Genomic DNA, 11506 nt, shown 5'->3' on the forward strand with positions numbered 1-11506 from the left:
GAACCTTCCGGCCGGTGAGAGGCCATGACGGAGGTAGGGTGGCGGCGTGGCGAGAGTCCGGTTGAGCGTGCAGGAACGGCGCGAGGAGCTGCTGCGGGCTGCCGTCGAGCAGATCGAGGAGCGCGGAGTCGCCGCGCTGCGCATCGCCGATGTGGCCGCGACGCTCGGTGTGAGCAACGCCCTCGTCCTGTACCACTTCTCGACCAAGGAGAAGCTCGTCGCGGCGGCCTTCACGCACGCCGCCGAGGCCGACCTCGAGCGGCTGCGCACCCTGGTCGGACGCGGCGGCAGCGCCGTGCGCAGGCTGCGCTCCGCGGTGCGCTGGTACTCGCCGACCGGGCAGGCCAAGGGCTGGAAGCTGTGGATCGAGGGCTGGGCCGTCTCGCTGCGGGAACCGGGGCTGCGCGAGGTGACGCTCGGTCTCGACCGGCAGTGGAAGGCCACGCTCGCCGAGGTGATCGCGCAGGGCGCGGACGCGGGCGAGTACGACTGCCCCGACCCGCGGGCCGCGGCCTGGCGGCTCACGGCGCTCCTCGACGGCCTCGCCGTGCAGATGACGGCGTTCTCCGGCGCGCTCAGCCGGCGGCAGATGGAGTCCTGGGTCGACGACGCCCTCGCCGGCGAGCTGGGTCTCGACCGCGCGGAGCTGGTGGCGGGCCGCTGACGGCGCCGGGCGGTGTGCCGCCAGGCCCCGGGCCGATGGCACAGCCGATGTCACATCCGGGCGATCCCGTCCGTCGCAGAGGTGCAAGCAGCACCACAGCGCACACGCACAGGAGGCCCACCATGGCCCGCATCTCGCTCGACCCGCCGCGCACACTCCTCGTACGCCTCACCGACTGGTACTCCCGCCGCACCTACGGCACCGTCCTCGACCCCGTCCGGGCCGGGGCCCACAACCCGCGCGTGCTGATCTCCCAGGCCCGCTTCGAGCGCTCCCTCGCGAAGTGGAACAGGCTCGACCCGGGGCTGAAGGCGCTCGCCGTCATGGCCTCGGCCGCTTCCATCGGCTGCTCGTGGTGCATGGACTTCGGCTACTGGGAGAACAGGCGGCACGGCATGGACCACCGCAAGCTCCATGACGTACCGGCGTGGCGCGACAGTGACGTCTACACGCCGTTGGAGCGGGACGTGATGGCGTACGCCGAGGCCGTGACCGCCACGCCGCCGACCGTCGACGACGAGCTGGTGGAGCGGCTCCGCAGGCAGCTCGGCGAGGCCGGTCTCGTGGAGCTGACCGCGATGGTCGCCGTGGAGAACCTCCGTTCGCGCGTCAACGCGGCACTCGGCCTCACCAGCCAGGGTTTCAAGGACAGCTGCGACGTGCCTCAGCCCCTAGGCTGACGACGCCCTGGACAGCCGGGACAGCCCGGACAACCTGGACGAGGGGCGCGGGCAAGGCGGCACCGGCGGCAGTACGTACGGGAGAGGCCCGTACGGGAGAGGACGGACACGGCATGAGCAGCACGGAGGAGCGGGCGGACGCGCCGTACGACGTCCTGGTCGTCGGCGGGGCCGGCGTCGACACGGTCGTACGCGTGGACACCCTGCCGGTGCCGTATGCCGACTCGTACGGCGTGCCGCCGATCCGCGAGTGGGCCGGGCACACCGGCACGGGCGTGGCGCTCGGCTGCGCCGCGCTCGGACTCGCCACTGGCTTCCTCGACCTGATCGGGGACGACCCGCAGGGAGAGCTGGTGCGGCGGCGGCTGGCCGAGAGCGGCGTGCAGTTCGATCCGCTGATGTCGCCGCACGGCACCCGGCGGGCCGTGAACCTCGTGGACGCCCAGGGGCGCCGCACCTCCTTCTACGACGGCCGCGACCCGCAGCTCGACCTGCGCATGCCGCCCGACCACTATCTGCCGCACCTGCGGCGCGCCCGGCACGTACACCTGTCGATCATGCACTTTGCGCGCTTCCTCTTCGACGACATCGAGGAGCTCGGCGTCCCGGTCTCCACCGACCTCCACGACTGGGACGGGCTCGACGGCCACCACCGCGAGTTCGCGCTCCGCGCCGACCTGGTCTTCCTCAGCGCGTCGGGTGCGGGGGAGCGGCTCGCCGACGTGATGCGGCGCATCATCGCCGACGGGCGGGCGGAGGCCGTGATCGCGACCGCGGGCGCGGGCGGCGCGTACGTGCTGGCGCGCGAGGGCGGCGGCTCGCTCCGCCACGTGCCCGCGGCCGCGCCGCCCGCGCCCGTGGTGGACAGCAACGGCGCGGGAGACGCCTTCGCCTGCGGCTTCCTCTACGGACGGCTGGTGGGCCTCGACCTCGAGGACTGCACCCGGCTGGGCGCGGCGGCGGGCGCGTACGCCTGCACCGGGGAAGGCACGCATACGACGCTGATCGACGAGGCAGGCCTGGCCGCTGCGCTGGCCGAGGACGGTCCGGCCGGCGGGGCTGATCAGGGTCTTCGCGAGAACGCCCAGGAGGGCCGGGCGGGCGGACCGGCCGCAGTGCGCTCGTGATCGACGCCCACCCAGCGGGCGACAGCCGGATCCTCAGCTCTTGCGGCCCACCCCGCCGTAGAAGCCGATCCTGCCGAGCTCCTCATCGGACAGCGGCGGACCCTCAGGGCGCCACAGCGGCACCTGCACCAGCCCGGGTTCCAGCAGCTCGAACCCGTCGAAGAACGGCAGGATCTGGGCGTACGGGCGGGTGTTCAGCGTGGCCGTGGCGGTCTGGTAGACCTGCACGGCGGTGGGGAAGCCGTCGGGGTGGAAGTCCGCGGTGCCGTGGGACAGTACGAGATGGCTGCCCGCGGGCAGCGCCTCGGCCAGCGTCGCGACGATCCGGCCCGGCTCCTCCTCGTCCCTGACGAAGTGGAGTACGGCGACGAGCAGCAGCGCCACCGGCTCGTCGAAGTCGATGACCTTGCGGATCCCCGGGTGTTCCAGGACCGACTCCGGCTTGCGGACGTCGGCCAGGGCGAAACTCGTATTGCTGGTGCCGGTCAGCCGCGCGCCCGCGTGCGACGCGACGATCGGGTCGTTGTCGACGTAGGCCACCCGGACGTCCGGGGAGACCGCCTGCGCGACCTCGTGGGTGTTGGGTGAGGTGGGGATGCCCGTGCCGATGTCGACGACCTGCCGTATCCCGCTCTCCACCACGAACTTGACGGCCCGTCGGAGGAACGCGCGGTTCGCCTGCGCGGTGGGCCGTATCTCCGGGATCTCCCCGATGACGCGCTCGGCGGCCACGCGGTCGACCTCGTAGTTGTCCCGCCCGCCCAGGTAGTAGTCGTACATCCGGGCCGGGTGCGGCCTGCTGGTGTCTATCTCTTCAGCGGAGAAGCCGTGGTCGGTCACGACGGTCTCCCTTCGGTGGTCGTGGTGCTGGAGGTGGCCATGGCTGTCAGGCGAGCAGGAAGTCGGCCTCGCCGGCCTTCGCGCCCTGGATGAACGTCTTGATCTCGTGGTGGGTGTAGATCAGGGCGGGACCGTCGGGGTCGGTGGACTGACGCAGTGCCACGCGCCCGTCGCTCAGCTTCATGGCTTCGAGACAGCTTCCCCCGTTGCCGCCGCTCCACGGCTTGCGCCAGCCCTCGGTGCCGAGGTCCTTGGCAGGCATGCCGTTGTATATGCGACCCATCTATCAGAACTCCTTGCGAATGCCACCGAGGTATCCCTCTGTGGTGTGTGCCGGCGCGGCTTGCGCGCACATCCGGTCCAGTGCCTCCAGGAATGCCGAGACGTCGTCGCGCTGGTCGAGGTAGACGCCGCCCACGAGGCTCTCGGTGTAGGCGATGTCCGGCAGTTCCTGGATCGGAAACCGGAAGATGTGGAAGGGCCCGTACATCGCGGGGTGCGGGCCCGCGGCGAACGGCATGATCTGCAGCCGGACGTTCGGCATCGAGGTGGCCTCGATCAGCCGGTCCACCTGCTCCCGCATGATGGCGGGTCCCCCGATGGGCCGGCGCATGACGGTTTCGTCCATGACGACCCACAAAAGCGGCGCGTCCTGCTTGGTCAGCACCGCCTGGCGTTCGATACGCAGGGCGACGCCGCGCTCGATCTCGTCGTCCGGGGCGTGCGGCTTGCCTGCGCGGAGCACGGCCCGGGCGTAGGCCGGAGTCTGCAGCAACCCGGGGACGTAGTGCGGCTCGTAGGCGCGTATGAGGTTGGCCTCGCCCTCCAGCGCCACGAACGCGCTGAACCACTCGGGCAGTACGTCCCGGAAGCGGTGCCACCAGCCGCGCCGATTCGCCTGCCGGGCCAGCGAGAGGAAGTCCTCGAGCTCCTCCTGTGCGGTGACGCCGTACGTCCTGAGCAGCTTCTCGACGTACGGGATCTTCAGGCCGACCTCGGCCTTCTCCATCCTGCGGATGGTGGCGTGGGTGACGTCGAGGGCCCGGCCCGCGTCCTCGTACGACAGTCCCGCCCTCTCGCGAAGGTCCTGCAGGCGCTTGCCGAGTACCACACGCAGGACGGTCGGGGCGCCGCCGGACCGCGTATCCGCCACTACCCATCCCCTCCAACTGCCGTCACAGCACGAAAGTGTGGCATGCCGTCACCTGAGGCAACAGGCTGTCCTTGAAACTCTGTAATTTGCAGATTGAACCTTGCCATACGTCAGTCACGACCCGCATAGTTACGGAGTGGCTTCTTTCCAAGACGCTCTCCGATTAGCGGACCGGGGTGACTTCGTTGCCGTGGACCGTCGGAACGCGTTCCAGTTGCCGGCGCTGCGCACCTCCGCCGCCGAGGCGCGGCGGCGCGTGCTGGCGCAGCTGCGCGAGTGGGGTGCGAACGGGGAGACGCTGGACGGTGCCGAGTTGGTGATCTCGGAACTGTTCACCAACGCCGTATGCCACACGGACAGTGACACCATAGGCTGTGAACTGCAGCTTGTCGGGGCGCTGTTGACGGTGGAAGTGGTTGACGAGGGGTGGGCGTCGACGGCGCCGCACCCGGGGCCCGGCGACCTCGACGGCGAGGGCGGGCGCGGCCTGCTATTGGTCGACGCCCTGTCGGAGGCGTGGGGCGTACGACCGGCGGCCGGCGGCTGCGGGCATGTCGTCTGGGCCGAGCTGCGGTACGGGCCCGCGAACGACCGCTAGGGGCGCTCGCGGCGATTTACCCGTCCCTTGCCGCTGGGAGCACTTCCCAGCGGTAATGGGGGAGTTCGGTGCACCGCTTCCGCCCTAGAGCGGGAGCAAGTCGGGCCGCTTGGGCTCGACGCCGTCCCCCGAGGACTCGCCGCGCAGCCGCCGCCCGATCCAGGGGACGAGGTGTTCACGCGCCCACTGGACGTTGTCCTGGATGTTGTCCCGGCGCACCGCGGAGGCCGGGCGCTCCGGCTGCGGCGGCCAGGGCTGGTCGGGGTCGGCGGGCACGTCGAGGCCGAGGACCTGGGCAGCCCGCAGCGCGACCCGGGTGTGCCCGTCGGGCGACAGGTGGAGCCGGTCGGGGTCCCAGGCGCGCCGGTCCTGCACCGAGCGCAGCGACCAGAGGTCGAGCACCGGGCACGCGTACCGGTCGGCGATGGCCCGTACATGTGCGGTGTAGGTGGCGATCTTGCCCCGGAGGTGGCGGAGCACGGGCACGCCGCGGGTGTCGAACCCGGTGGTCACCATGACGACGGGGACCGCGTTCGTCAGGTCCGCGACCGCGGCCTCGAACCGCTCGGCCACGTCGTCGGGGTCGCTGCCCGGCCTGATGATGTCGTTGCCGCCGGCACAGAAGGTCACGAGGTCGGGGCCGAGCTCCTTGGCGCGGGGCACCTGCTCGGCGACGATCCTGTCGAGCAGCCGGCCGCGGATCGCGAGGTTGGCGTAGCGGAAGTCACCGTCGGGCCGGTGATCGGAGAGGAGGACGGCGAGGCGGTCGGCCCAGCCGATGAAGGTGCCGTCGGGCCCGGGGTCGCCCACACCCTCGGTGAAGCTGTCCCCGACCGCCGTGTACGACCCGATTGCGCCACTGATGATTGATGTCGAATCGTCTGCCACGGCAGCACATACTTCCGCCCCGGTAGTGACTTACGCCACCGTAACCAGGTATTGACGAGGCGTGATTTAAACCACCGGGTCAATTGCTGTCATCCCGGAATAGAGCGGCCGGGTCACGATGATTGCCCACTGAACCTGTTGTCGTATCGTCGACATGTCACTGTGTCGGCAGCGAGAGCCGACGCCAGGACACCCGCACAGAGGAGCGCCCGTGACGCAGACGCCGCAGGTCCCGCAGCCCCCGTCGACCGAGCCCGAGCTGTCGGGGGTTCGCAACTTCCGCGACGTCGGCGGGCTGCCGACCGAGGACGGCAGGCTGTTGCGGACCGGCGTGCTCTTCCGCAGCGGCCATCTCGCGCACGCGACCCCGGAGGACGCCGCGTTCCTGTCCTCGCTCGGCCTGCACACGATCTTCGACTTCCGCAATTCGGCCGACATGGCCCTCGAAGGCCCGGACGTCGACCTGCCGGGCGTACGGCATGTGAACCTTCCGCTCACCGACCCCGCGCAGGGTGCCGACTTCTGGCGGATGGTGCGCGACGGCAAGGTCTCACAGCTGCGGGAGGCGCTCGCGGACGGCAAGGCGGCCCAACGGATGACGGCCACGTACCGGCACATCATCCGCACCCGCACCGCCGAGCAGGGCCAGGTGCTGCACGCGCTCGCCGACCACAGCGTCCCCGCGCTGATGCACTGCGCGGCCGGGAAGGACCGCGCGGGGCTGTCCATCGCCGTGACCCTGCTGGCGCTCGGCGTCGAGCGGGACGCCATCGAGGCCGACTACCTTGCGAGCAACGCCACCCACCGCCGCTACCGGGTGCGCCGCGGCAACGAGACGGAGGCCGAGATGTCCGCCGAGGTCAGGGGGTTGCTGAGCCCGCTTTTCGACGCCCGAGCCGAGTACCTGGCGGCCGCCTTCGCGACCATCGACGAGATGTGGGGGTCGGTCGACGCCTACCTCACGGAGGGGCTGGCGTTCGGCCCGGAGCATCGCGAGCGGCTGCGCGCCCGGCTCCTCGACGGCTCGGCCTGAGCCTCGCGCTCCAAGGTCAGCGGGCGGCGGCTCAGCGCAGGGCGACGGCCTGCTTGACGAGCGTGCGGCCGAAGTCCCAGATCAGGCCGCCTCCGCTGTGGGCGTCATCCATGACCTGCGTAAACGCGCCGACGAAGCGGTCGACCTCCCGCTCTCCGATGATCAGCGGCGGGATCAGCTTGATCACCTCGAGGTGATCCCCGGAGACCTGCGTCAGGATCCGGTGCCGCTGCAGCAGCGGCACCACCACCATCTGCGCGAAGAGTCCCTTACGAGCTGCCTGGAGCATCGCCCAGCGGCTGCGCAGGCCCAGTGACGTGGGCCTGCCGAACTCGATGCCGATCATCAGGCCGCGGCCGCGAACGTCGTGCAGCAGCTCGTAGCGGTCCACGAGCTCGGCGAGCCGGGATCTCAGCAGATCCCCGGTGAGCCGGGCGTTGGCGGTGATCTCCTCGTCCTCCATCACCGCGAGGGTGGCGAGCCCGGCCGCCATCGCCTGGGCGTTGGCCCCGAAGCTCGCGGAGTGCACCAGCACCCGGTCCATGGACGAGTACACCTTCTTGAAGATCCAGTCCTTGCCGAGCGTCGCCCCGACCGGGACGTAGCCGCCCGACAGCGACTTCGCGACACACACCAGGTCCGGCTCGACGCCCTCCTCGTGCTGGTAGGCGAAGAAGTCCCCGGTCCGGCCGAGGCCCGTCTGCACCTCGTCGGCGATCAGCAGCGCCTTGTGGCGGCGCAGCAGGTTCTGTGCGGCCCGCAGGAAGCCGGGCGGCGCGGCGTGCACGCCCTTGCCCTGGACCGGCTCGATGATCAGCGCGGCGACGTCGCCGCGCCCCAGCTCCCGCTCGAGCGCGGCCAGATCGCCCAGGTCGATCGGCGTGTCGGGCAGCAGCGGCTCGAAGCCGGAGCGGAAGCCGTCCTCGCCGTTGACCGACAGCGAACCGGTGGTCAGCCCGTGGAAGGCGTGCGTGCAGTAGAGGACGCGCGGCCGGCCCGTGGCGTAGCGGGCGAACTTGAGCGCGGTCTCGACCGCCTCCGCCCCGCTGTTCCCGAAGAACACCCGGTCCAGGTGCGGGACATGCGCCAGCAGCCGCTCGGCGAGGAGACCGGGCAGCGGCTGGCAGTCGAAGCGGACGAGGTCGGCGAGGGAGGCGTCGAGGACGTCGTGCAGCGCCTTGCGTACGACCGGGTGGTGGCGGCCGAGCCCCATCACCCCGAACCCCGCCAGCATGTCGAGGTAGTCCTGCCCGTCCGTGTCCCAGAAGTACGCGCCCTCGGCCCGCTCGTAGACCTTGTCGAAGCCGATGGTGTGCAGCATGCGCGGCAGCTGATGGTTGAGGTGCCGGGTATGCAGCTCGTAGCGCTCGGCTCCGCGTTCCGCCAGCAGCTTCCCCAGGTCGAAGCCCAACGCCGTGGAACTCCCGGCCTCTCGGGACCCGTCGGGCCCTCTGGACTCGCCCGAGCCGGCGGACTCAGTGGGGTGGGCGGACGTCATGCGTGGTTCTCCTCACGGACGAGGGTGGCCTCCCCGCGGGCCAGGGCGGCGCTGATCCGGCCCGCGATCTCGGCCGGGGTGAGCCCGATGTCAGCCAGCACCTCACTCCGCTTGGCGTGGGCGAGGAACTGCTCGGGGATGCCGAAGGTGCGTACGGGCAGGTCCACGTCGGCGTCGCGCAGCGCCTGGTCGACGGCTGTGCCGACGCCGCCGTTGCGGCTGTTGTCCTCGACGACCGCTACGAGGCGGTGCCGCTCGGCCAGTTCGGTCAGCACGGGGTCGACCGGCTTGACCCAGCGCGGGTCCACGACCGTGCAGCCGGTGCCGCGCGCCGCGAGCAGCTCCGCGACCCGCAGGCATACGGGCGCCAGGACGCCGACGGAGACGAGCAGCACGTCCGTCCCGGCGCCGGCGTCGCCGTCCCGGTGGAGCACGTCCGTGCCGCCGATCCGCTCCACGGCCGGAACCGGCTCGCCGACTTCGCTCTTGGGGAAGCGGACGACGGTCGGCGCGTCGTCCACATCCATGGCCTCGCGCAGCTGGGCGCGGAGCTGGTCGGCGTCGCGCGGCGCGGCGATCCGCAGCCCGGGTACCACCTGGAGGACCGACATGTCCCACACGCCGTTGTGGGAGGCGCCGTCGGTGCCGGTGATCCCGGCCCGGTCCAGGACGAAGGTGACCCCGCACTTGTGCAGGGCCACGTCCATCAGGAGCTGGTCGAAGGCGCGGTTGAGGAAGGTCGCGTAGACGGCCACGACCGGGTGCAGACCGCCGGTGGCCAGGCCCGCGGCCGAGACCGCCGCGTGCTGCTCGGCGATGCCCACGTCCCATACGCGGTCGGGGTACGCGGCGGCGAACTTGGTGAGCCCGACGGGGTGCAGCATCGCGGCGGTGATGGCCACGACGTCGGGCCGCTCGGCCCCGATCCGCACCAGCTCGTCGCCGAAAACGGACGTCCACGACGGGCCGGCGGGCGCGGACAGCGGCTCGCAGGTGAGCGGGTCCATCACCCCGACCGTGTGGAAGCGGTCGGCGTCGTCCTCCAGGGCGGGCGCGTAGCCGCGGCCCTTCTCCGTGCGGCAGTGGATGAGGACGGGTCCCGTGAAGCGTTTCGCGCGGCGCAGGGCGGACTCGACGGCGGCGATATCGTGGCCGTCGATGGGGCCGACATACTTCAGGCCCAGGTCCTCGAACATCCCCTGGGGCGCGAAGGCGTCCTTGAAGCCCTTCTTCGCGCCGTGCAGCGACCCGTACAGCGGCTGTCCGACCACCGGCGTGTTCTGCAGCACCTCCTTGCCCCAGGCGAGGAAGCGCTCGTAGCCGTCGGTGGTACGGAGGGTGGCGAGGTGGTAGGCGAGGCCGCCGATCGTGGGGGCGTACGAGCGCTCGTTGTCGTTGACGACGATGACGAGCGGGCGGTCCTTGGCGGCGGCGATGTTGTTCAGCGCCTCCCAGGCCATGCCGCCGGTCAGGGCGCCGTCGCCGATCACCGCGACGACGTGGTCGCGCCTGCCCAGGAGCTGGTTGGCCTTGGCGAGGCCGTCGGCCCAGCCGAGGACGGTCGAGGCGTGGCTGTTCTCGATGACGTCGTGCTCGGACTCCTCGCGCGAGGGATATCCGGAGAGTCCCCCCTTGCCGCGGAGCTTGGAGAAGTCCTGACGGCCCGTGAGCAGCTTGTGGACGTAACTCTGGTGCCCGGTGTCCCACAGGATGCGGTCGGCGGGCGAGTCGAAGACCCGGTGCAGGGCGATCGTCAGCTCGACGACGCCGAGGTTGGGCCCCAGGTGGCCGCCGGTCTTCGCCACGGCCTGGATCAGGAACTGCCGGATGTCCTCGGCCAGTTCGTCGAGCAGCTCTTCGGGAAGCGCTTTGAGGTCACGCGGTTCCCTGATGTTGTCCAACAACGACACTCCGGGCCCCCTCTGTGTGTTCTGTGCCTGTTCAGCCCAGCTCGTTCAGCCCAGCTCGTTCAGCCCACGCTCACGCCGGGCGCGGCCGTCACCCGCGGTTCCCGGTGACCGTCTCCCGTGCCGCGCGCAGGGACTCCTTGAGCGACCCCATGGTGGCGAGCACGGCCGTCGGCTCGTATCCGCAGTGCGCCATGCAGTTCGCGCAGCGATCGTCCTTCCCGCGCCCGTACGCGTCCCAGTCGGTCTCCTCGATCAGCTGCTTGTACGTGGGCACATACCCGTCGGCCATCAGGTAGCAGGGCCGCTGCCAGCCGAAGAGCGAATAGTTGGGAATCGCCCACGCGGTGCACGGGAAGTCCGCCTTGCCCTCGAGGAAGTCCAGGAAGAGCGGGCTGTGGTTGAGCCGCCAGCGCCGCCGGTTGCCGCCCGCGAAGGACTTCTTGAACAGCTCCCGGGTCTGCTCCACACCCAGGAAGTGCTCCTGGTCGGGGGCTTTCTCATATGCGTAGGCAGGCGAGATCATCATCTGGTCCACGCGCAGGTCGTCGTTGAGGTAGTTGAGCACCTCGATGACGGTCTGCGGGGTGTCGGTGTTGAAGAAGGTCGAATTGGTGGTGACCCGGAAGCCGCGCCGCTTGGCCTCCTGGATGGCCGCCACCGCCTCGTCGAACACGCCCTCCTTGGCGACCGACTCGTCATGCCGCTCCCGCAGCCCGTCGATGTGCACGGCGAAAGCGAAGTACGGCGACGGCTGGAATTTATCGATCTTCTTACGCAGCAGCAGCGCATTCGTGCAAAGGAACACGTACTTCCGCCGGGCCACGAGCTGCCGGACGATTTCGTCGATCTGCGGGTGCATCAGGGGCTCGCCGCCCGCGATCGAGACCATCGGCGCGCCGGACTCCAGCACCGCACCGACCGCCTGCGCGACCGGCATGCGCTGCTTGAGCACGCCGGCCGGGTGCTGGATCTTGCCGCATCCCTCGCACTTCAGATTGCAGGCGTACAGCGGTTCGAGCTCGACGATCAGGGGGAACTTCTCGCGACGCCGGAGCCTCTGTTCAAGGAGATACGTCCCGACCCTGATGGTCTGGCGGAGCGGCATGGCCATCTGG

General features: G+C 70.6%; 12 protein-coding genes. 5 read left to right on the plus strand and 7 right to left on the minus strand.

What is annotated here, in order from left to right:
* The first annotated feature begins 46 nt into the window (after positions 1-46).
* The 3 genes from ACTWP8_RS23625 to ACTWP8_RS23635 all read left to right on the plus strand — a co-directional run bounded on the left by ACTWP8_RS23625 (position 47) and on the right by ACTWP8_RS23635 (position 2471).
* Entirely contained in the window at positions 47-664 is a 618-nt protein-coding gene (locus tag ACTWP8_RS23625) for a TetR/AcrR family transcriptional regulator (RefSeq protein ID WP_443324132.1), read from the plus strand.
* A 122-nt stretch (positions 665-786) separates the two neighbouring features.
* The gene (locus ACTWP8_RS23630) at positions 787-1344 is read left to right on the plus strand and encodes a carboxymuconolactone decarboxylase family protein (RefSeq protein ID WP_443318404.1); all 558 of its coding nucleotides are present in this window, start codon (positions 787-789) and stop codon (positions 1342-1344) included.
* 113 nt (positions 1345-1457) lie between these two features.
* Positions 1458-2471 carry a carbohydrate kinase family protein gene (locus tag ACTWP8_RS23635; RefSeq protein WP_443324133.1) on the plus strand — a complete coding sequence of 338 codons (1014 nt, stop codon included), beginning with the start codon at positions 1458-1460 and terminating at the stop codon, positions 2469-2471.
* Positions 2472-2504: 33 nt separating this feature from the next.
* Here ACTWP8_RS23635 and ACTWP8_RS23640 read toward each other — a convergent pair whose 3' ends face one another.
* From ACTWP8_RS23640 to ACTWP8_RS23650, 3 genes are read right to left on the minus strand one after another with little or no spacing between them, the layout of a single operon-like run.
* Positions 2505-3311, minus strand: a complete 807-nt coding sequence (locus ACTWP8_RS23640) for an SAM-dependent methyltransferase (protein WP_443324134.1) — start codon at positions 3309-3311, stop codon at positions 2505-2507.
* 46 nt (positions 3312-3357) lie between these two features.
* Complete coding sequence (locus ACTWP8_RS23645) at positions 3358-3594, minus strand: DUF397 domain-containing protein (RefSeq protein ID WP_443318407.1); 237 nt, start codon at positions 3592-3594, stop codon at positions 3358-3360.
* A gap of 3 nt (positions 3595-3597) precedes the next feature.
* The gene (locus ACTWP8_RS23650) at positions 3598-4464 is read right to left on the minus strand and encodes a helix-turn-helix domain-containing protein (protein WP_443324135.1); all 867 of its coding nucleotides are present in this window, start codon (positions 4462-4464) and stop codon (positions 3598-3600) included.
* A 190-nt stretch (positions 4465-4654) separates the two neighbouring features.
* Between ACTWP8_RS23650 and ACTWP8_RS23655 the strand changes: the two genes are divergently transcribed.
* Positions 4655-5062 carry an ATP-binding protein gene (locus tag ACTWP8_RS23655; RefSeq protein WP_443324136.1) on the plus strand — a complete coding sequence of 136 codons (408 nt, stop codon included), beginning with the start codon at positions 4655-4657 and terminating at the stop codon, positions 5060-5062.
* Positions 5063-5146: 84 nt separating this feature from the next.
* Here the strand turns inward: ACTWP8_RS23655 and ACTWP8_RS23660 are convergent, their stop codons facing one another.
* Positions 5147-5950: an SGNH/GDSL hydrolase family protein gene (locus ACTWP8_RS23660; RefSeq protein ID WP_443324137.1), complete on the minus strand. Its 804-nt coding sequence runs from the start codon at positions 5948-5950 to the stop codon at positions 5147-5149.
* Between the two features lie 211 nt (positions 5951-6161).
* Here ACTWP8_RS23660 and ACTWP8_RS23665 point away from each other — a divergent pair, with 211 nt between their 5' ends.
* A complete protein-coding gene (locus ACTWP8_RS23665) occupies positions 6162-6983 on the plus strand; it encodes a tyrosine-protein phosphatase (protein WP_443318411.1) in 822 nt (273 codons plus the stop codon).
* A gap of 31 nt (positions 6984-7014) precedes the next feature.
* On the opposite strand, the gene ACTWP8_RS23670 is transcribed toward ACTWP8_RS23665, so the two are convergent.
* The 3 genes from ACTWP8_RS23670 to hpnH form a co-directional block, all read right to left on the minus strand.
* Positions 7015-8481: an aspartate aminotransferase family protein gene (locus ACTWP8_RS23670; RefSeq protein ID WP_443324138.1), complete on the minus strand. Its 1467-nt coding sequence runs from the start codon at positions 8479-8481 to the stop codon at positions 7015-7017.
* Positions 8478-10391: a 1-deoxy-D-xylulose-5-phosphate synthase gene (gene dxs / locus ACTWP8_RS23675; RefSeq protein ID WP_443324139.1), complete on the minus strand. Its 1914-nt coding sequence runs from the start codon at positions 10389-10391 to the stop codon at positions 8478-8480. Before dxs ends, ACTWP8_RS23670 begins: the two co-directional genes overlap by 4 nt.
* Before the next feature lie 88 nt (positions 10392-10479).
* On the minus strand, positions 10480-11502 hold the full coding sequence (gene hpnH / locus ACTWP8_RS23680; RefSeq protein ID WP_443324140.1) for an adenosyl-hopene transferase HpnH: 1023 nt from the start codon (positions 11500-11502) through the stop codon (positions 10480-10482).
* Positions 11503-11506: the final 4 nt, after the last annotated feature.

This window comes from Streptomyces sp. 7N604, assembly GCF_052245475.1.
Classification (GTDB): Bacteria; Actinomycetota; Actinomycetes; order Streptomycetales; family Streptomycetaceae; genus Streptomyces.

Excerpts from the sequence above, each read along its gene's own strand:
- ACTWP8_RS23630 (WP_443318404.1), top strand. The coding sequence starts at position 787 with ATGGCCCGCATCTCGCTCGACCCGCCGCGCACACTCCTCGTACGCCTC.
- ACTWP8_RS23635 (WP_443324133.1), top strand. The coding sequence starts at position 1,458 with ATGAGCAGCACGGAGGAGCGGGCGGACGCGCCGTACGACGTCCTGGTC.
- ACTWP8_RS23645 (WP_443318407.1), bottom strand. The coding sequence starts at position 3,594 with ATGGGTCGCATATACAACGGCATGCCTGCCAAGGACCTCGGCACCGAG.
- ACTWP8_RS23670 (WP_443324138.1), bottom strand. The coding sequence starts at position 8,481 with ATGACGTCCGCCCACCCCACTGAGTCCGCCGGCTCGGGCGAGTCCAGA.
- hpnH (WP_443324140.1), bottom strand. The coding sequence starts at position 11,502 with ATGGCCATGCCGCTCCGCCAGACCATCAGGGTCGGGACGTATCTCCTT.